This is a genomic window from Allobosea sp. P4_C6 (assembly GCF_056402015.1).
The window spans coordinates 98,736-117,606 of the sequence record NZ_JBFUIF010000015.1 but is presented as its reverse complement, the minus strand read 5'-3'; the positions used below and the strand labels follow the sequence as shown (position 1 = coordinate 117,606).

At 67.0% G+C, this 18,871-nt stretch carries 15 protein-coding genes and 2 pseudogenes; 8 read left to right on the top strand and 9 right to left on the bottom strand.

Annotated features, from left to right (window positions below; translation table 11 throughout):
* Positions 1-187, bottom strand: a pseudogene (locus AC1DVA_RS13330) (IS30 family transposase); the annotation flags it as partial.
* 156 nt (positions 188-343) lie between these two features.
* Between AC1DVA_RS13330 and AC1DVA_RS13325 the strand changes: the two are divergent.
* On the top strand, positions 344-619 hold the full coding sequence (locus AC1DVA_RS13325; RefSeq protein ID WP_476806157.1) for a hypothetical protein: 276 nt from the start codon (positions 344-346) through the stop codon (positions 617-619).
* On the opposite strand, the gene AC1DVA_RS13320 is transcribed toward AC1DVA_RS13325, so the two are convergent.
* Positions 616-1,404 (bottom strand): AraC family ligand binding domain-containing protein, encoded by a 789-nt coding sequence (locus tag AC1DVA_RS13320; protein WP_476806156.1) that lies wholly within the window; start codon positions 1,402-1,404, stop codon positions 616-618. The genes AC1DVA_RS13325 and AC1DVA_RS13320 overlap by 4 nt on opposite strands.
* Before the next feature lie 95 nt (positions 1,405-1,499).
* Here AC1DVA_RS13320 and AC1DVA_RS13315 point away from each other — a divergent pair, with 95 nt between their 5' ends.
* The 4 genes from AC1DVA_RS13315 to minE all read left to right on the top strand — a co-directional run bounded on the left by AC1DVA_RS13315 (position 1,500) and on the right by minE (position 4,720).
* Positions 1,500-2,693, top strand: coding sequence for an MFS transporter (locus AC1DVA_RS13315; protein WP_476806155.1), 1,194 nt, complete (start codon positions 1,500-1,502; stop codon positions 2,691-2,693).
* A 188-nt stretch (positions 2,694-2,881) separates the two neighbouring features.
* Positions 2,882-3,616, top strand: a complete 735-nt coding sequence (gene minC / locus AC1DVA_RS13310; RefSeq protein ID WP_476806159.1) for a septum site-determining protein MinC — start codon at positions 2,882-2,884, stop codon at positions 3,614-3,616.
* A gap of 28 nt (positions 3,617-3,644) precedes the next feature.
* Positions 3,645-4,460, top strand: a complete 816-nt coding sequence (gene minD / locus AC1DVA_RS13305; RefSeq protein WP_265050491.1) for a septum site-determining protein MinD — start codon at positions 3,645-3,647, stop codon at positions 4,458-4,460.
* Entirely contained in the window at positions 4,457-4,720 is a 264-nt protein-coding gene (gene minE, locus AC1DVA_RS13300) for a cell division topological specificity factor MinE (protein ID WP_265050490.1), read from the top strand. The genes minD and minE overlap by 4 nt, the downstream gene beginning before the upstream one ends.
* An 84-nt stretch (positions 4,721-4,804) precedes the next feature.
* On the opposite strand, the gene fhuB is transcribed toward minE, so the two are convergent.
* The 3 genes and pseudogenes from fhuB to AC1DVA_RS13285 form a co-directional block, all read right to left on the bottom strand.
* Positions 4,805-6,838, bottom strand: a complete 2,034-nt coding sequence (gene fhuB / locus AC1DVA_RS13295; RefSeq protein WP_476806154.1) for a Fe(3+)-hydroxamate ABC transporter permease FhuB — start codon at positions 6,836-6,838, stop codon at positions 4,805-4,807.
* Positions 6,831-7,721 carry an ABC transporter substrate-binding protein gene (locus AC1DVA_RS13290; RefSeq protein ID WP_476806153.1) on the bottom strand — a complete coding sequence of 297 codons (891 nt, stop codon included), beginning with the start codon at positions 7,719-7,721 and terminating at the stop codon, positions 6,831-6,833. Before AC1DVA_RS13290 ends, fhuB begins: the two co-directional genes overlap by 8 nt.
* A 222-nt stretch (positions 7,722-7,943) precedes the next feature.
* A pseudogene (locus AC1DVA_RS13285) lies at positions 7,944-10,161 on the bottom strand (TonB-dependent siderophore receptor).
* Between the two features lie 229 nt (positions 10,162-10,390).
* Here AC1DVA_RS13285 and AC1DVA_RS13280 point away from each other — a divergent pair.
* From AC1DVA_RS13280 to AC1DVA_RS13270, 3 genes are all read left to right on the top strand, one after another.
* The gene (locus AC1DVA_RS13280; protein ID WP_476806152.1) at positions 10,391-11,290 is read left to right on the top strand and encodes an AraC family transcriptional regulator; all 900 of its coding nucleotides are present in this window, start codon (positions 10,391-10,393) and stop codon (positions 11,288-11,290) included.
* A 252-nt stretch (positions 11,291-11,542) separates the two neighbouring features.
* Positions 11,543-12,349: an ATP-binding cassette domain-containing protein gene (locus AC1DVA_RS13275; RefSeq protein WP_476806158.1), complete on the top strand. Its 807-nt coding sequence runs from the start codon at positions 11,543-11,545 to the stop codon at positions 12,347-12,349.
* A 23-nt stretch (positions 12,350-12,372) separates the two neighbouring features.
* Positions 12,373-14,127, top strand: a complete 1,755-nt coding sequence (locus tag AC1DVA_RS13270) for an ABC transporter ATP-binding protein (RefSeq protein ID WP_476806151.1) — start codon at positions 12,373-12,375, stop codon at positions 14,125-14,127.
* Positions 14,128-14,155: 28 nt separating this feature from the next.
* On the opposite strand, the gene AC1DVA_RS13265 is transcribed toward AC1DVA_RS13270, so the two are convergent.
* Genes AC1DVA_RS13265 through AC1DVA_RS13250 form a run of 4 tightly spaced genes read right to left on the bottom strand, consistent with a single transcriptional unit; the run spans position 14,156 to position 18,849 of the window.
* Positions 14,156-15,016, bottom strand: a complete 861-nt coding sequence (locus AC1DVA_RS13265; RefSeq protein WP_265050482.1) for a glycosyltransferase family 2 protein — start codon at positions 15,014-15,016, stop codon at positions 14,156-14,158.
* 16 nt (positions 15,017-15,032) lie between these two features.
* Positions 15,033-16,490, bottom strand: a complete 1,458-nt coding sequence (locus AC1DVA_RS13260) for a polysaccharide pyruvyl transferase family protein (RefSeq protein WP_476806150.1) — start codon at positions 16,488-16,490, stop codon at positions 15,033-15,035.
* Positions 16,487-17,671: a hypothetical protein gene (locus AC1DVA_RS13255; RefSeq protein WP_476806149.1), complete on the bottom strand. Its 1,185-nt coding sequence runs from the start codon at positions 17,669-17,671 to the stop codon at positions 16,487-16,489. Before AC1DVA_RS13255 ends, AC1DVA_RS13260 begins: the two co-directional genes overlap by 4 nt.
* Positions 17,668-18,849 carry a polysaccharide pyruvyl transferase family protein gene (locus AC1DVA_RS13250; protein WP_476806148.1) on the bottom strand — a complete coding sequence of 394 codons (1,182 nt, stop codon included), beginning with the start codon at positions 18,847-18,849 and terminating at the stop codon, positions 17,668-17,670. Before AC1DVA_RS13250 ends, AC1DVA_RS13255 begins: the two co-directional genes overlap by 4 nt.
* Positions 18,850-18,871: the final 22 nt, after the last annotated feature.

The following is an 18,871-nucleotide window of genomic DNA, read 5'->3' as shown; positions in this document are numbered from 1 at the left end:
GCGCCCGCGGCGCCCGCCGCCGGTCTGGAGGCCGAATGCCGCCCGTCGGCGAAAGCACCGAGAACACCGAAGAGGACTCCCGATCGAACCGCCGCCCAATCGAACTCATCGACTCGCCGGCCTTCCAGCGATCCCAGATCTCAGCCCGCTGGGCCGCCGAATAGTAGATCCGCCGCCGCTGCTTCATCACCCACGCTCCATCTCCAAAGGAAAAGTAGCGTGTTGCGATTACCGATTGAGACCACCACCAATGGTGGGCGTGGGGCTGCAAGCCGGAGGGTTGCTGCCGCTATGCTGGAACTTGATCCGGATGCGGAGGTTCGACTCTGAGAGGAGTGAACCCATGAACATCGATCGAGACCGCAAAACCGATACGCCCGCGGGCTACTCGACGGCTCGGCGCCCCGGGCAACCCGGGGAGGAGAACGAGCATCGAGCCGGCCCAAACCCGCGCTCGGCTCACCCGACCGGTCCACATGCGCCCTATGAACCGCGCGACTCCGAAGGCCTTGCTGCCGAGAAGCACCACTCCGACACCGTCGAAATCGGAGGCGGCGAGGTTCCCGAGCGCGAGCCCAGCGGAACCATCAAGGTGATCGACCTCAAGAAGCCCGGCTAGTTCTCTCGCAGATCAGCGCCTGATCCACTCCGCCAGGACAGGTCTGCGCTGCCGAGGACCCGCGCGGCGGCTGTGCGGAGCGCCCGCAGATTGGCATAGCCGACGGCACGGGCGATGTGGTGCGGAGGGCTGCCATCCGACGCCAGGGCCAGCGCGCGCACCACGCGCATGCGTGTCCGCCATTCACCGAAGCTCATGCCGGTATCCGTGCGGAAACTGCGGGTCAGCGTGCGCCGGCTTGCTCCCGCGCGCTGGGCCCAGTCGTCGAGATCGAGGTTCGAGGCGGGGTCCTTCAGCAATGCATCGCAGACACGCCGCAATCGCGGATCTCGCGGCAGAGGCAAGGTCAGAGGTGTTTCGGGGGCACGTGCGATCTCGTCCAGGATCAGCGCGGCGAGATGTCCGCCGCGCCCGCCTTCCTCATAGAGGAGGGGCTCGGCCGCCAGTGCCACCAGCGAGGCAGCCAGCAGCGGCGCCACCTCGAGCACGCGACAGCCCTTCGGCAGAATTCCGACGGCTTCGGGCGCGATATAGGCCGAACACATGGAAACCTGCCCGTGCATTCTCACCTCATGGGAAAGCCCCGGCGGAATCCACAGCGCATGGCGCGCGGGCAGAATCCAGGTGCCGTCCTCCGCCGTCACCAGCGTCAAGCCGGTGGTGGCGTAAAGCAACTGAGCGCGCGGATGACTGTGCCAGCCGGTGCTCGCGCCCGCCTCATAGGTCCTGGGCATGACGGCGACTGCGCGCGGAACCGTTTGATAGGCGTCGCTTTCGCGGCGCATGGGCGCGCTCCTTTTGGCCCGATCATGCTGAATAACGGCCCGACGGCGGCCACGGGTCAAGGTAGAAGATTCCGTCGCCGCCAAGAGCATGGCCCATGAGCCCCGAGACGCTGTCCAAGCGAACGCTCCTCTTCGTCAACGCCGCGCATGCGCTCGATCACTTCGTGCTGCTGATCTATCCGACGGCCGTGATCGCCATCGCGGCGCAGACCGGCCTGAGCTACGCCGAGCTCATCGGGCTTGCGACGGGCGCCTTCGTCGCCTTCGGCCTGTGTTCCCTGCCGATGGGATGGCTTTCGGATCGCTTCGGCCGGCGCAACATGCTCGCCGTGTTCTTCCTCGGCTATGGGGTTTCCTGCCTCGGCGTCGCCAGCGCGAACGGGCCGACGGCCTTCGCGGGCTGGCTGCTCGTGCTCGGCGTGGCATCGGCGATCTATCACCCGGTCGGCTCGACGATGCTGGTCAATCATGCCCGCCAGCTCGGGCGCGATCTCGGGATCAACGCGGTCTGGGGCAATCTCGGCGCGGCTTCGGCGGCCGGCGTCACCGCCCTTCTGGCGGCAAGCCTCGGCTGGCGCGCTGCCTTCGTGCTGCCCGGCCTCGTCTGCCTCGCGCTTGGAGCGGCCTTCATCGCGCTCGTTCCCGGTGACGGGACGCCGCATGCGAGCCGGACCGGGAAGACCGAGCTCATCCCGGTCAGCCGCCCGCTGGCGCTTCTCGCCGTGTTCGCCGTCGCGGTCATCGCCGGCGGCATGACCTTCAACATCACCACGATCGCGCTGCCGAAAGTCATCGACGAACGGCTCGGCCTCGACCTGCCGCTGGCGCTCATCGGCTCCCTGGCGACACTGGTCTTCGTGTTCGGGGCCGGAATGCAGTGGCTGATGGGCCGCTTGGTGGACCGTTATACGCTGCCTTCGCTGTTCGTCGGCCTTGCTCTCTTCCAGCCGCTCGGCCTTGTGATCGCGGCCACGACGCAGGGCCTGCTGCTGCTGGTCGGCCTCGTTCTGACGATCGCCGCGATCTACGGGCAGGTCGTCGTCAACGATGCGATGGTCGCCCGCTACGTGCCGGCCCAGCACCGCGCCAAGGCGTTCAGCGTGCGATATTTTCTCGGCTTCACCGTGAGCGGTTTCGTCGTTCCGATGCTGGCGCTCCTGCATGCGCAGGGCGGGTTCGGACTGGTCCTGGCCGGCGCCGCCGTGTTCGGCCTGATCGTCTGGCTTGCTTCGCTGGCGTTCTACTGTCTCGCGCAGGGAGCGTCGGAGACGGCCGCTCCGGCGGAATAAGCGGGCTATCCCAGGCGAATTCGGGCTGGAACTCAGGCCGCCGTCGCGCGCAACGAGCGGCTCTTGCCCCCGGCCTCGGCCGGACGGTCCGGCGCATGCCGTCGGCTTCTTCCCGTGGATACGAGCCAGCGGTTTACCGCTTGTTAACCATACGCTCGATACACCGAAGAAACCGAAAATTTACCAAGATGACCGGCGTGTTAACCCAACCCCGACCCATTCGTCTCAAGGGGCGCAGCTTCCTTGCGCTGTCGCTGACCCCGGAGCTTCCCTTCGAAGACTGGCTGGCGCGGCTCGACGACCTGGCTTCGCGCTCGACCGGCTTCTTCATGCGGCGGCCGGTGGTTCTCGATATCACCGGGCTGGATGTCGACCGTCCGCAGCTTCGTGACCTGATCGACAGGCTCGGCACCCGCAATGTGCGGATCATGGGCATCGAGGGCGCGCGCCCCTCGCTGCTCGGGGCGGATCTGCCGCCGGCGATGACGGATGGCCGCCCGACTTCGGATATCGAGGTGCCCGCGGCGGACGAGGGCGGCCAGTCTCATGCGTCCGAAAGCGCCGCCCCGCCGTCCATCCCAGTGCCGAAGGCGGCGCCTTCCCTGGTCGTGACCCAACCCGTGCGTTCGGGCCAGTCGGTGATCTTCACCGAAGGCGACGTGACCATCGTCGGCTCGGTCGCCTCGGGGGCCGAGGTCATCGCGGGTGGCTCGATCCACATCTACGGCACGCTGCGGGGCCGGGCCATGGCCGGAACGATGGGCAACGCCTCGGCGCGCATCTTCTGCCGCAAGCTCGAAGCCGAGCTGGTCGCTATCGACGGTTACTACAAGACGGCCGAGGACCTGGAAACGGACCTGCGCGGGAAGGCCGTCCAGTTCTGGCTGGAAGGCGACAGTTTCAAGGTCGGATCACTCGCCTAAGGCGCGTCCACATCAACAGGAGAGGTCAATGGGCAAGGTCATCGTGGTCACATCGGGCAAAGGTGGCGTCGGCAAGACGACGTCGTCGGCAGCGCTGGGCGCAGCCCTCGCCCAGAACGGCGAGAAGGTCGTGGTCGTCGATTTCGACGTCGGGCTGCGCAATCTGGACCTGGTCATGGGCGCCGAACGGCGCGTGGTCTACGACCTCGTCAACGTGATCCAGGGCGAAGCCAAGCTGACGCAGGCGCTTATCCGCGACAAGCGGCTCGAGACGCTCTACCTGCTGCCGGCCTCGCAGACGCGCGACAAGGACAACCTGACGGCGCAGGGCGTCGAGGCGGTCATCGGTGCCCTCAAGCATTCGTTCGACTGGGTGATCTGCGACAGCCCGGCCGGCATCGAGCGCGGCGCGACGCTGGCGATGCGCCATGCCGATATCGCCATCGTCGTCACCAATCCGGAAGTCTCTTCGGTGCGCGATTCCGACCGGATCATCGGCCTGCTCGATTCCAAGACGCTCAAGGCCGAGAACGGCGAGCGCATGGAGAAGCATCTGCTGCTCACCCGCTACGACCCCGTCAGGGCCGAGCGCGGCGACATGCTGAAGGTGGACGATGTCCTCGAAATCCTGTCGATTCCGCTGCTCGGCATCGTTCCCGAAAGCATGGACGTGTTGCGGGCCTCGAACGTCGGTTCTCCCGTCACGCTGGCGGACGAGCGCAGCGCGCCTGCGATCGCCTATTTCGAAGCGGCGCGCCGGCTCAAGGGCGAGGCCCTGCCGATCACCATCCCCGGGGAGAAGCGCGGCTTCTTCGGCAAGTTCTTCGGAAGGAAAGCGGCATGAACCTGCTCCGTCTTTTCTCCCGCTCCCAGTCGGCCCCGGCTGCGCGCGAGCGACTGCAGGTGCTGCTGGCGCATGAGCGCGCCGCCGTCGGCGACTCCGACCTCGTCACCAAGCTCAGGGATGAAATCCTGCGCGCGATCTCGAAGCACATGCAGGTCGACGACGAGAAGGTCAGCGTCCGCATGGAACGCGGCGCCCAGGTCTCGACGCTGGCTGTCGACATCGAGATCCCGTTCGACGCGGGCAAGAAAGCGGCCTGACGGCCGCTCTCCGCGATCAGCGCCTCGACAGACCGAGAGTCCGGCCGGCCTCGTACCCGTCACGGGGCGCGGCCGGCCGGGCTCTCAATCGCCGTGGTCGTGCACGTCGGAATGACCGCGGCGCCAATAGGCGGCGACGAGATGGCGGTCCTTCGGCAGTTTGCGCTCTTGGCGCAGATGCTTGCGGATGGCGCGCGCGGCGGCCTGCTCGCAGCCCGCGAAGACGCGCGCGAGCCAATCTGCGAGGATCATCACGCCGCAGCCGATCAGGACCGACGCGAGCAACTGGTCGCGGCTGCGCGCGAAACCGGCGAGACGGGCGAGGTGCGGGGCGATGAGCCCGATCAGGCTCAACGGTCCGACCAGAAGCGACGCGACCGCCGTCATCAGGGCAGCCAGCGCGGCGAGATAGAGCCGGCTGCGCTCGACCGGCAGGCCGAGGCTGCGGCTCGTCGCCTCTCCCAGCGGCAGCAGGTCGAGCCAGCGCACCGCGAGCAGGAGCGGCGCGATCAGCACGATGCAGGCGATGAGGCCGGTCCAGGCCTCGACTTCGCCGGCGCGGTTGGTCGAGCCCGACAGCCAGACCAGCAGCATGTAGGCGCGCAGATCGCCCTGAGCCATCGCGGTCGAGACCACGGCCATGCAGAGCGCGCCCATGGCGATGCCGGCGAGCAGCAGGCGTTGCGGCCCGACCCCCGGGCGCGCGGCGAAGAGCAGCATGACCAGGAGCACGGCGAGCGAGCCGCCCGCGATGCCGGCCAGCATCGCAAAGGGACTCGCCGGCAATAGGCTGAGCGCAAGCAGCAACCCGACGCCGCCACCGGCGCTGACGCCGAGCACTTCGGGTCCCGCGAGCGGATTGGCGGTGAGGCGCTGCATCAGGCAGCCGGCAGCGCCGAGCAATGCGCCCGCTGTTCCGGCTGCGACGAGGCGCGGGCCGCGGAAGGGCAGCAGCTCCCAGAAGAGCGGGCCGGCCGCGAGGCCCCACCCGTCAGGTCCGCGCCCGAGAACAAGGCCGAGCGCAGCGACCGCCATGATGAGCGCGGCAAGCGGCGCGAGAGCCCGGAACGATCTCGAGGTTCGGTCGGCGCCCGGCACGGCGTCGGTTGCCTGAGGCGGCAGGGCAGGCGGGACGCGCCGCATCAGCCACAGCAGCAAACGCCCACCGAACAGGGCGGTCGCGGCGCCGGTCGGGGCGAGGTCGTTGAAGCCGGAGCCCAGCAGCTGCACGGCGCTGTCGGTGATCGACAGGAGCAGCGCGCCGAGCGTGGGCGCCGCGAGCAGCATCTGGCGCGGCGTACGGGCGCCGAGTTCACGGGCGAGTGCCGGTGCGGCCAGTCCGACGAAGCCGATCACGCCGACCTCGGCCGTGACGCTGGCCGCGAGCCAGATGGCGATGCCGAGCACGGCGAGGCGGGTGGCATGCAGGGCGAGGCCGAGGCTGCGGGCCATATCCTCGTCGAGCCCCAGCAAGGCGAGGGGGCGAAGCAGCAGCGCGGCGGCAAGCGCGCTCAGCAGAAAGCGCGGGCCGAGCGCCAGAGCCACATCCCAGCTCTGCTGGTTGAGCGAGCCGGCGCCCCAGATGAAGAGCGACAGCACATATTCGCCCTTGGCGAGGATGACGGTCGCGCTTGCCGCCGCCGAGACCAGCGAGACCACCATGCCCGAGAGCACCACGGTCCTCGGGTCGAGACCGCGGCGCCAGCTCAGGCCGAGGACGAGGGCGACCGCGACGATGGCGCCGACCAGCGCGACGCCTTCGCGCGAGAAGGCGATCAATGCGGGTGCATAGGCCGTGGCGATGGTGAGCGCGAGCTGCGCGCCGGAGGCGACACCTAGCGTCGAGGCGTCGGCGATCGGGTTGCGCAAAACGCGCTGCAGCAGCATGCCGGCGAGCCCGAGCGCGGCGCCGCATATCAGCGCCGTGACGGCGCGCGGCATCAGGCTTTGCCAGAGCAGGATGTTTTCGAGTGACCGGGCGAGCTCCGGCGAGCCGGGCAGCGGCGGCCGCGTGGCCACGACGGTGGCGAGGAGCGCTGCCGCTGTCAGCGCGGCCAGGAGCCAGGCGCCGGGATGGCCTTTCCGCAGCGGCCGCGCGGGCTGGACGGCTTCAGCCACGCGCCGTCTCCGCCTTGAGCAAAGCCTCTGCCAGCAGCCGCGCGAAGCGCCGTGCCGCGGGCAGGCCACCATAGGGATTGATCGAGCCGAGCTCCAGCAATCGCCCGTCGCGAAGATTGGGCAGGGCGTTCCAGAAGGCGCTGGCCGCGAGCGTGCGCATCGCGCCGGGCGGCACCGGCGGGATCAGCGCGACGAAGGCATCGGGTACGCGAACGAGCGCCTCGAGGCCGATCGGCGCCATGGCGGAATAGCTCGTCTGGTCCGTCCAGGCATTGGCGAGGCCGAGACGCTTCAGCACTTCGCCGAACATGCTGTCGGCGCCGAACACGCGGAAATGCCTGGTGTCGCCGAGATTGACCGGGATCACCGGGCGCGCGGCATGGGGCTTCAGCCGTTCGCGCAGGGTCGCGAGTTCGGCCTCGGTCTCGGCGATGTAGCGCTCGGCCCTCGCGGCGATGCCGAGGCGCTCGCCGATGCTGCGGGTCATGGCGACCGCCGGCTCATAGGGGGCTCGCCCCGGCGCATAGATCGAGAAGCTCTCGACCGGCGCGATCCGGCGCAAACGTGGTTCGGACGAGACATAGAAGCTCGACGAGTAGATCAGCTCAGGACGCGACAGCAGCAGCAATTCGAAGTTGACGGTGCCGCGCAGGCCGAGATCGGTGACCCCTGCCGGCACCTGCGGCTCGACCGCGACCTCGCGGAACTGCCGCAATTCCGGTGCGGCGACCGGGGGAGCTTCGAGCGCGAGCAATGTCTCCAGCACCGACCAGTCGACGGTCGCGACGCGCAGGCCGGCCGCCCGGGCCGGCAGCGGCAGGCCCGCAGCCGCGAGAAGCGCGAGCGCGCCGCGTCGTGTCGGGAATGGAGGGAGGGCGATCATCTATCAGGGTCTAGCGCGTGCTGCGTTCTGATTGAACCGTATGTCATCCCGGACGCAGCGAAGCGGCGATCCGGGATCCATGCCTGACGATCTCCTGGAAGCTCCGGCATGGATTCCGGGTCAAGCCCCGGATGACGGCGTGGTTCCATGCAAATTCAATATGTTCGAGCACAGCCCAAGGCCGCAGCGGGCGGCCGCGGCCTTGAGTGGTTGATGGCGCCCTTACCAGCGGTAATTCGCCGAGACGGTGACGGTGCGGGCATCGCCGTAGCCGCAGCCGGAATAGCCGTTGCAGCTCTTCACATAGGTCTTGTCGAAGAGGTTGGTGACGTTGACCGCCATGCCCCAGTTGCCGATCTGGTAGCGGATCGCCGCATCGACGAGGGTCGCGGCCGGCACCTTCAGCGTGTTCTCGGCATCGGCGAAGGAGCGGCCGACATAGCGCACGCCGGCGCCGAGCCCGACGCCTTTGAAGAAGCCCTCCGGCACAGTGTAGTCGAGCCAGGCGGAGGCGGTGACCTCGGGTACCACGATCGGCGTCTTGCCGACGAGCAGCGGGCGGGTGTCCTTGGTCGTCTTCAGGTCGAAGGCGGTGAAGGAGGCGAGCAGCTTCAGGTCCTTGGTGACGTTGGCCTTGGCCTCGAACTCGACGCCGCGCGACGTCACTTCGCCGAGCTGCTGCTGGGCAAAGAGATTGATCGCCGTCGGCGCCGGGTTCAGCACGTTCTGCTTGGTGAGGTGGAAGACCGAGGCCGTGAGCAGCGCGTCCATGAAGGTCGGCTTGTACTTCACGCCGGCCTCGAACTGCCGGCCCTCTTCCGGACGGAAGGGCTGCGCTGCCCCGCCGGTGAGGTTCGGGTTCGCGTCGAAGACCGGGTTGAAGAAGGTTGCGACGCTGGCATAGGGGGTCAGCCCGTTGGCGAATTCATAGGCGAGGCCGGCGCGGCCGCTCCAGGCGGCCTCCTCCTTCTCGTAGCTCGGCGAGAACAGCAGCCCGGACGCGCTGACCGACTTCTTGTCGACATAGTCGTAGCGGCCGTTCAGCAAGCAGCCAGCCGCCGCCGAAGCGGATCTGGTCCTGCGCGTAGAAGCCGAGCTGATGATGCTTCAGGTCCTGATCGAGATAGACGCCGGGCACGCCCTGCGGTGCGCCGTAGATCGGGTTGGTGACGCTGATCGGCGTGGCGCCGCCCGAAGCCTGCGTGTGGTCGATGTTGAAGTATTTGTAGTCGACGCCGAACAGCAGCGAATGCTGCAGCGGGCCGGTATCGACCTTGCCGTCGATGCGGTTGTCGACCGTGAACGTCCTGACCCGCGTCCGCTCCTGGAAGCCGATGCGGTAGAGCTGGTAGTCCGGCCCCACCGGCTGGAAGCGATTGCCGAAGGGTGAATCCGGGGCGAAGTAGCCGTAGCCGTAGGGGCCGAGCTGCGAGCCCGTCATCACGCCGTAGCGCATGTTCTGCGTGAAATTCCAGTTGTTGGCGAACTGGTGCTGGAACTCGTAGCCGACGAGCGTCTGGGTGCGCTCCTGATCGTCGATCGCCGGCTCGCCGAAGAAGGCGTCGCGGCGGATCTTGCCGAAGGGCGCGTTCACCACCGTGCCGACATAGGGCAGGAAGCCGCCGCCGACACGGACCTGATCGAGCGCCGCGTACATACCGTAGGCGGTGAAACGGGTGGCGCCGGTCGGCTGGTAGGTGATCTGCGGCATGATCACGCCGCGGAAATCCTTGGAATAGTCGGTGTACTGGTCGCCGCCCGAGAGTCTGCCCGTCAGGCGCGTGCTCCAGATGCCCTTCTTGTCGCTGACGCCGACATCGATGCCGACATAGGCGTTGCCGAAATTATTGATGCCGACCTCGACATTGCCGAAGTTCTTGCCGTTCGGGCGCTTGCTGACGAGGTTGATGATGCCGCCCGGATTGGCGCCGCCATAGAGCACGGAGGCCGGGCCCTTCAGGACCTCGACGCGCTCGAGCAGGAACGGGTCGATCTGGAAGCCGCCGAAGCCGTAGGAATAGAGCTGGAGGCCGTCCATGAAGACGCCGGTCTGCGTCGCCTGGAAGCCGCGGATGTAGAACCAGTCGGTATCGGGATCGGGCCCGAAGGTCTGCGCGGCGACGCCGGCTGTGTAGCGCAGGGCTTCATCGACCTTGAGGGCCTTGCGATCGTCGATCTCCTCGCGGCCGACCACGGAGACGGCCTGCGGAATCGCGATGATCGGGGTGTTGTCCTTCGAGCCCGTGGCCGAGCGCGTTGCGACATAGCCGTTGACAGGCCCCGCCGCGGTGTCGGCCTGGCCTTTGACCGTGATGGTGTCGAGCTGGACCGTCGGCCCCGGTGGGGTTTGAGCGAGCGCCGCGCCGCCGTAAAGGAGCGCTGCGAGCGATGCAGTCGAGCAAAGAATAAAATGGCTCTTCATATTCGTAAAATAGCACATAACCGGTTCAAGCCCCAATATTGAGTGCCTCAGCAGAATTGGTTGAATTTAGAACCATTCAAAATCGGGGCACTGCTTCACGATGTGCCGTATCATCGTTGCGAAATTCTGGATTGATCGTTCCTGTGATGCATTGAACGTTTCTGGGCGTGCAGGTACAATTGTGGTCTTCGCGTTGCATTTCGATCACGCACCGCGGCGCAAGTGCCCGGCCATCGGAGAGGCAGATATGGGTTTCCAGCCACGCATGCATTCGGTCCGCGAAGGCATCAGCGTGATCGGCTCGCTCAAATACCGCGTCTGGAACGGCGTCGTCGCCGATCTCTGGCAGGCGGAATGCCAGGCCGGGGCGAAAGGCGAGTATGTCTCGGAGCATCCGCGCCTGTTCGTGGTGCTCGACAAGGTCGGGGGCAATTTCGAGACGCGGCTGAACGCATCGGAGCCCGGCGTCTCCAGCCGGGGGCGGGCGCATTCGATCAGCTTCATGCCGGCCGGCGTGCCGGTCTGGGGGCACACGCAGCAGCGCATGCGCATCCGCCATCTCGATCTGCATTTCGATGCGGCCGAGGTGAGCGAGCGCCTCGGGGAGGCCCTGTCGCCCGACCTGCTGACGCAGCCGCGGATCATGTTCTCGAACGAGCGTATCCAGACGCTGGCCCGGCTCATCGCGGGCGAATGCGCCGAACCCCATGGGCGGCACGATCTCTATGGCGACGGGCTGGTTCTGGCCGTGCTGATCGATCTGCTGGGCGTGCGCGGCAGCGCGCCGCGCCGCAGGACCCCGTTGACGAGCTGGCAGCTCAAGGCGGCGACCGACTACATCACCCAGCATGCGGCGGGCACGATCCGCCTGCAGGACCTCGCCGAGCTCGTCGGCCTGTCGCAATCGCATTTCAGCCACGCCTTCAAGGCCTCGACCGGGCTGCCGCCGCATCAGTGGCAGCTCAAGGCCAGGATCGAGCGCGGCCAGCGCCTGCTTGCTGCCGGCGACAGGTCGCTGACGGAGGTGGCGGTGGAAGCAGGCTTTTCCGACCAGGCACATTTCACCCGCGTCTTCCGGCGCATGGTCGGCGAGACGCCGGCCGCGTGGCGGCGCGGCACGGTGCAGGGCTCGGCGCTGCTCGGCTGAGGCGGGCAATCTGTCGCAGGCCTTTCTTGCGTTCCGTACGCGAGAGCCCTGCACACGGTGACCGGCGCATGGCCGGACCGGACAATGCGATTCTGAAATGGAACACCCTACTTCCGCCATCGGCCGCGGCGGTGTAGGGCGAGGCGCAACGGCTGAAACCCCAGCGACCCCCCGAAGGCGAGTTCGATCATGGAGAGCAAGGCTTCCGCATTTCCGCACGGCGACGGCCTTCTGGCAGCGCAAGCTCTGTCGATGGCGGGGAGCGTTTCCTTGTCAGGCGGCCAGGGCGATCTCTTCGAGCTGGAGGGTTTGACGTTCAGCGTACCGGGCCGCGTGCTGCTGGAGCCGCTGACATTGTCGCTGCCGACGCAGCGCGTCATCGGGCTGATCGGTCATAACGGCTCGGGCAAGTCGACGCTGCTCAAGCTTCTGGCGCGCCAGCAGGCGCCCTCGGGCGGGGCGATCCGGTTCGAAGGCAAGGCGCTCGATGCCTGGAACGGCCGCGCCTTTGCGCGCAAGGTCGCCTATCTGCCGCAGCAGACGCCGCCCTCGTCCGGGCTGCTGGTCAAGGAACTCGTCGCGCTCGGCCGCTATCCCTGGCATGGCGCGCTCGGCCGCTTCGGCGCCAAGGATCGCGAGAAGGTCGCTGAAGCCATGGTGCTGACGGATGTCGAGCGCTTCGCAGACCGGCTGGTCGACACGCTTTCGGGCGGCGAGCGCCAGCGCGTCTGGCTCGCCATGCTGGTCGCCCAGGATGCCGAGTGCCTGCTCCTCGACGAGCCGACCTCGGCCCTCGACATCGCCCATCAGATCGAGGTGCTGTCTCTGGTGCACAAGCTTTCCGCTGATCGGGGGCTCGGCGTCATCGTCGTGCTGCACGACGTCAATATGGCGGCGCGATTCTGCGACGAGATCATCGCGCTGCATTCCGGCAGGATGATCGTCAGGGGAACGCCCGAGGACGTGATGACCTCCGAGCAGCTTGYCCGTATCTACGGCGTCGACATGAGCGTCATCGCCCATCCGCAGACACAGCGTCCGATCGCCCTGCCAGCCTGAGCGCGATCGCCGCGGAGACCGACATGGATCTGATCAAGCGGTTCGCCGCCTATTATCGGCCGCATCGTGGCCTTTTCCTGCTGGATTTCTGCTGCGCGGTCGCGGCCGGCCTGCTCGAACTCGCTTTTCCTGTCGCGGTGACGCTGTTCATCGACCGGCTGCTGCCGACCGGCGAGATCGGCATGATCGCCATCGCCGGTGCCGTCCTGTTCGTCGCGTATCTGGCCAGCGCGGGCCTTCAGGTCGTGGTCACCTATTGGGGCCACATGCTCGGCATCGGCATCGAGACCGAGATGCGCGCCAAGGCCTTCGACCACCTCCAGAAGCTCTCCTTCGGCTTCTTCGACAACCAGAAGACCGGCCATCTCGTGGCACGGCTGACCAAGGATCTCGAGGAGATCGGCGAGGTCGCCCATCACGGCCCGGAAGACCTGTTCATCGCGGTGATGACGCTGATCGGCGCCTTCGCGCTGATGATGTGGGTGCACGCCCCGCTCGCCATCATCACCGCGCTCGTCGTGCCGCTCACGGCGTTCGTCACTATCCGCTACGGCAGCCGCATGACCACGAACTGGCACGCGCTCTACGGCCGGGTCGGGGACTTCAACGCCCGCATCGAAGAGAATGTCGGCGGCATCCGCGTCGTCCAGGCCTTCGCCAACGAGGATCACGAGCGCCGGCTCTTCGCCGAGAGCAACCGCCATTACCGTGACACCAAGCTCCAGGCCTACAAGCTGATGGCGGCGTCGACCTCGCTCTCCTATCTCTCGATGCGCTTCGTGCAGGTCGTGGTGATGCTGGCGGGCGGGTGGTTCGTGGTGCGCGGCGAGCTGTCGGCGGGTGGCTTCGTCGGCTTCCTGCTGCTGGTCGGCGTGTTCTTCCGCCCGGTCGACAAGATCAACGCGGTGATCGAGAGCTATCCGAAGGGCATCGCCGGCTTCCAGCGCTATCTCGCCTTCCTCGAAACACGGCCGGATGTCGCCGATCGGCCCGGCGCCAATCCGATCCAGCGGCTGAAGGGCGACATCGCCTATCGCGACGTACGGTTCGGGTACAGTGCGGAGAGGCCGGTCTTCGCCGATCTCAGCCTCGATATCCGCGCCGGCGAGACGATCGCTTTCGTCGGTCCCTCCGGCGCGGGCAAGACCACGATCTGCTCGCTGCTGCCGCGCTTCTACGAGGTCTCGGGCGGCGCGATCCTGATCGACGGCATCGACATCCGCGACATGACGCTGAAGTCGCTGCGTTCCAATATCGGCATCGTGCAGCAGGACGTCTTCCTGTTCGCCGGCTCGATCCGCGACAACATCGCCTATGGCCGGCTGGACGCGACCGAGGATGAGATCGTCGAGGCGGCCCGCCGCGCCCGGCTCGACGGCGTGATCGCGGCGCTGCCGCAGGGCCTCGACACGGTGATCGGCGAGCGCGGCGTCAAGCTCTCCGGCGGCCAGAAGCAGCGCCTCGCCATCGCCCGCATCTTCCTGAAGAACCCGCCGATCCTGATCCTCGACGAGGCGACCTCGGCGCTCGACACCGAGACCGAGAAGGCGATCCAGCAATCGCTGGCGGAACTCTCGCGCGGCCGGACCACGCTGGTGATCGCGCACCGGCTCGCCACCATCGGCAATGCCGATCGGATCGTCGTGGTCGAGAACGGGCACGTCGTCGAGCAGGGCAGCCACGCCCAGCTGCTCGCCCGCAAGGACGGGCGCTATCGCAGCCTGCATGGTGCGCAGGCCGCCCAGAGCGCTCCGCCCTCAAGCCCCGCGGTCGCCTGAGATCGGGATACCGCCTGCGGCGTCCGCGTCAGAACAAGCCGCGGAAGCTGTCGGGCAATCGCCAGGCTTCGCCGCCGGCGATGTCGAGCGGCGCGACATACATCGTCCCGACCTCGCCGCCGCGCTCCGAGGGCTTGATGCCCTCGATGAAGCTTTGGCAGTAGCGCTCGATCGCCTCGTCCTCCCACTCCCGGCGTTCCAGCCTGTCGAAGCTGCGGTAGAGGTTGAGCAGATCGAGATCGCTATTGCGCTGGTGGTGGCCCTGATCGGCCTGGGCGAAGTCGAGCCCGCGCGTCAGGGATTGCCGGTGCACGCGCTCGCCGAGATCGGCGTATTTCAGGTGGAACAGATAGGCGCCGGAGAAATGCGGCGGGCGGTTGGCGTGGTGGAAGCCGCCGCCCCAGCGCACAGGCTTGCGCACGATCAGCGTCTTGCACATCGGCGAGACGAAGCGGACATGGCCGCGCTGGCGCAGCACCGGGCCGTCGAGCAGAGCCGCGTTCTCCTCCTGCAACATCGGCGTCACGTTGAAGCCGATGCAGGTCGCGTGCTCGAAATCTGTGGCATCCAGCCAGTCGCCGAAGCTCTCGAAACGGCGGGGATCATGGCTGATGAACTCGTCGCAATCGCAATAGATCACGGTTTCGTAGAGTTCGAGCAGCGCACCGACGAGCTTCGAGATGAAGCGTGCGCGCTCCTGATCGTCCAGCGCAGAGCGGGGATAGCGCACGACGCTGACCCCCTGCAGGGTCTCGCGGATTTCCTCGTCGCTGTCGTGATCGACGACATAGAGGTTCTCGCGCCCGACGAGCCCGGAATAATACTCGATCCAGCGCGAGACGTAGAACGCCTCGTTGTACTGCATCGTCACCACGGCGACCTTCTTCATCGCTGGTCTCCGCCGATCACATCCGGTGTGGGACGCCGTTATGGTCGAGGAAGGCCCGCATCCGGTCGTAGGAGGCCGCATAGGACTTCGCGAGCCCGTTCAGCGCCGCCTCGCGATAGACCGCGCGCCAACCGCCCTCTGCCAGCGCCTCCTCGGGCACGACCGGGATCTTCAGCGTCTCCGCCAGTTCCTGGCTGCGCGTGTCGTAGGCGACCAGAACGCCCGGCACTCCGTGTGCGACGGCCGGCAGCACGCCGTGGACGCGGTAGCCGACCGCGAGGTCGACGCTCTGCGCGAAGCGGTCGTAATCCTCGACGTCGAAGAAGGTGAAGAGCTTGCGCTCGTAGATCTCGCGCATGCGTCGGTCGTCGGGGCCGTCCCACCAGCCGGTCCTGGCGAATTCGGCGATGGCCTTCTCCTTCGCTTCCTCGTCGCGCAGGAAGAAGGCCTTCTCCTCCTGCTCGCCATGGGAGGACATCACCATCTCGCTCTGGCCATCGACCTTGAGCAGGGCGGCGCGTTGGTTGCGCAGATAGGCTTCCGGATCGACCGTGTAGCTCTTGTCGGCCTCGCGACGCAGGCTGAAGGCGACCTTGCGGATCTCGCGCTGATCGGGGACGCGGATATGCAGGTCGCGGTTGCGGGTGCGGAAGATCGAGGGGCAGCCGACGACCTCGACATTGCCGATGCCGTTGCGGCGGAGCGTCTCGGCGCTGAAGGCGCCGCGCACGCCGATGGCCGCAGAGCGGTCTCCTACGATCTGCCAGAAGCGCTTCGAGGCCTCGGACAGCTCGATTGCGCGGTTCTGGCTGGCCTGTGCGCCGACGCCGATGGCGTAGACCGGCAGCTTGACCTTCTCCAGCACCTCGACGGCCTTGAACCACTCCATCTTCTCGTGGATGAAGTTCGAGCCGCGCACGAAGACGAAATCGAAATCGCTCGCATAGCGCTCGATGTCGGCCTCGGTCGGGTTCATGATCTTCATCGGCTCGAGATGCGCATAGCGCAGCAGCTTGAGCGTGGAGTCGAAGACGATCATGTCGCCGATGTTGAAATAGTCGGCGAGCAGCCGCTCCAGCGGGGCGCGATACCAGCGCACCTTGTCGTGTTCGTAGACCTCGCCGGCGGGATAGATGACGAGGGCCCGCAGGTTCTTCGCCGTCGCGACCGGGCGCACCTCCGAGCCGGGGGCCAGCGCGCCGGTGCGCGCATCGGCGACCGCAATGGCACGCAGCCGCGTCTCGGGCAGGGCGGGCAGCGGGATCGCGATCTCGGCGACGGTCGCGTCGCCGGTGACGAGGGCGCCTGGATGGATCGTGGCGTAGTCCTGCCCGTCGAGCAGGAGCCTCAGGGACGGCCAGCCTCCGCCCGGTTCGCGGGCAACGAGCACGACCACCTCTTCGGTGGTCGCACGCAGGATCTTCATGGTCTGCACGGTCTGGCTGGCGGTGAAATCGTGAGCAGGCGCGTTCATGGTGTCTCTTTCACGATACGGACCTTGATGCGGACGAGGTCGCGCTGCGGCCCCATCTTGCAGCCGGTGACGTGCATCTTGGTCATGAACAGGTAGGGCTCATCGCCCGTCGTCTCGAAATTGCGCGAGGGCGAGGCGGGGTCGGCGACGGCGCCATAGGCGTAGCGCACGCTGTCGCCGCAATCCTTGCTCCACATCGTCGGATGGGTGAGCAGGGTCTGCAGCGGAGACCAGTTCCTCAGGTCCTTCGACCAGCTATAGGCGACGCGGCCGCCGGCAACGCCCTGCTTCGCGTCTGGGCCGAGATGGAAGATGGAGAGCCATAATCCGCTCGCCTCGTGGCGCGTCACCGAGCCGACCGTCGTCGGCAGCACCTTCAGCGGCTGGCAGGGCTTTGCCTGCGCGGTGTCCTGACGGTAGGGGTCGACGGGCGGAACGGTGAAATCCTGCCCGTCGAAGGCGCGCCAGGCCTTCGCATCAGTGATATCGGTCGTGCGGTAGAGGCAGGTGCCGCCCTTCTGGCCCTCGCCGCCGGTCGTCGCGATCAGCGCATACCAGGCGCCGTCCTTCTCGACGATGTTGGAGGGGTTGAAGAAGCCGCGATGACGGCCCTGCCCGACTTCCTGCCGGAAGGCCGGGGCGGCGACGACGGTGGGCGGATCGTCGACCTTGAAGCTTGCGCCACCGTCGCCGGAGCGCGCCGCCGTCACGACGTTGTACCAGCAGGCCATGCCGTCCTTGAACTTGCAGGCGCCGGGGTGGCGGTCGGCGTGATACTCGTCATGCATCAGCGCGTAGACGTCGCGCCCGTCCTTGGTCCAGGTCGCGGCGATCCAGCTCATGTCGCTGAACTGGCTGGGATCGGCGCTGTTCTTCGCCTCGAAGGAGATCGCGCAGGTGGTCTTGATGCGGTCGAGCCCGTTGCCAATTAGCGCGCGGTTGCGATGGTGGCTGGTGAAGGCGACGACTTCGCCCTTGTCGTCCCGGAAGGCGCGCAGCGGCGCGTCAGGGATGTGCCATTCCTGGCAGCGCTCCTTCGACCAGTCGAAGACCGTCTCCTCCTGCGCGCCGGGGGCGATCTCCAGCCGGTAGCGCGGGCCTTCCGCGGCACCGGCGAACGAGGCGGGCAGCAGCGTCGCGAGGAGCAGCGCCGCGCGTGGGAGGCTGCGGGCGGTCCTCATGCCACCTTCCGCTGCGGCTCCGCAGCCGCGCGGCCCGCCATCTTATTGTCGACGCGGTTCTCGACCAGGAAGTCGCGCATCCGCCCGTAGACCTGGGCGTAAGCCGCGTTGAAGCGGTCGAAGCGTGACTGCTCCCAATAATCCTCGAGCCTGAAGTCCTGGCCCGAGAAGACGTCGACGCTCGGGATCTTGAAGGTATCCGCGAATTCGACGGTGCGGCTGTCATAGGTGAAGTAGATCGAGGGCGTGCCGTTGGCGAGCGCCATCAGGTTGCCGTGCAGCCGGTAGCCGAGGACAAGGTCGAGCCCGCGCACCAGCCGCTCATATTCGGCGACCACGTCGGAATAGAACATGCGGCTCTGGTAGAGCCCCTCGACCTGCTCATCGAGATACCAGTCGCGCGCCCAAGCGTTGTCGCGCAGCGCCGCCATGGCTTGCGCCTTCTGCTCGGGTGTGCCGAGCGCGAGCTTCTTCTCCTCGACCTCGCCCTGCGACATCAGCGTGACCTCGAAACGGTCGGCCATCGCCTTCACCAGCGAGCGGTGGAAGGTGAGGTAGCGCTTGATGTCCTGGGCATAGGTCTTGGAGACCTCGCGCCGCAGCGTGACACCAGCCGTCTTGACCTGTTCCAGCGGGGGCAGGCGGATGGCGAGGTCGGGATTGTTGTTCCGGAACGCCGTCGGGCAGCCGATGATGCGGACATTGCGGATGCCGAGATCGTTGAGCACTTCGGCCGAATAGGTGCCGCGCACCCCGAGCGAAGCGGTGGAATCGGAGATCAGCTTGAGGACGGTCTTGGTGTCTTCGCTGAGTTCGAGCTTGCCGCTGACGGGGGCCTGCGCGCCGATGCCGAAAGCGATGACCGGCAGTTTGAGGCGGCGCAGCACCTCGGCCGTGCGCGACCAGTTCATCTGCGCGTGGATGTAGTTCGAGCCGCGCAGGAAGACGTAGTCGTATTCGGCATTGAAGCGGTCGATCGCGGCCGGATCGACATGGGCGATCGGCAGCTCGTCGAGCTTCTCGAAATTCAGAAGCTTGAGCGAGGAATCGAAGACGAAGGCGTCGCCGATGTTGTGATAGTGCTCGATATGGCTGGCGAGATCGGCATAGCGATACCAGCGCACATTGTCGTGGTCGTAGACCTCCCCGGACGGGCTGATGACGAGGATGCGGGCCATGGTTCGGTTCTCCCCTGTTTTA

Bases quoted from the DNA above. Each gene is read 5' to 3' on its own strand.
- AC1DVA_RS13325 (WP_476806157.1), top strand. From the start codon at position 344: ATGAACATCGATCGAGACCGCAAAACCGATACGCCCGCGGGCTACTCG.
- AC1DVA_RS13320 (WP_476806156.1), bottom strand. From the start codon at position 1,404: ATGCGCCGCGAAAGCGACGCCTATCAAACGGTTCCGCGCGCAGTCGCC.
- AC1DVA_RS13315 (WP_476806155.1), top strand. From the start codon at position 1,500: ATGAGCCCCGAGACGCTGTCCAAGCGAACGCTCCTCTTCGTCAACGCC.
- minC (WP_476806159.1), top strand. From the start codon at position 2,882: ATGACCGGCGTGTTAACCCAACCCCGACCCATTCGTCTCAAGGGGCGC.
- minD (WP_265050491.1), top strand. From the start codon at position 3,645: ATGGGCAAGGTCATCGTGGTCACATCGGGCAAAGGTGGCGTCGGCAAG.
- minE (WP_265050490.1), top strand. From the start codon at position 4,457: ATGAACCTGCTCCGTCTTTTCTCCCGCTCCCAGTCGGCCCCGGCTGCG.
- AC1DVA_RS13290 (WP_476806153.1), bottom strand. From the start codon at position 7,721: ATGATCGCCCTCCCTCCATTCCCGACACGACGCGGCGCGCTCGCGCTT.
- AC1DVA_RS13280 (WP_476806152.1), top strand. From the start codon at position 10,391: ATGGGTTTCCAGCCACGCATGCATTCGGTCCGCGAAGGCATCAGCGTG.
- AC1DVA_RS13270 (WP_476806151.1), top strand. From the start codon at position 12,373: ATGGATCTGATCAAGCGGTTCGCCGCCTATTATCGGCCGCATCGTGGC.
- AC1DVA_RS13265 (WP_265050482.1), bottom strand. From the start codon at position 15,016: ATGAAGAAGGTCGCCGTGGTGACGATGCAGTACAACGAGGCGTTCTAC.
- AC1DVA_RS13260 (WP_476806150.1), bottom strand. From the start codon at position 16,490: ATGAACGCGCCTGCTCACGATTTCACCGCCAGCCAGACCGTGCAGACC.
- AC1DVA_RS13255 (WP_476806149.1), bottom strand. From the start codon at position 17,671: ATGAGGACCGCCCGCAGCCTCCCACGCGCGGCGCTGCTCCTCGCGACG.
- AC1DVA_RS13250 (WP_476806148.1), bottom strand. From the start codon at position 18,849: ATGGCCCGCATCCTCGTCATCAGCCCGTCCGGGGAGGTCTACGACCAC.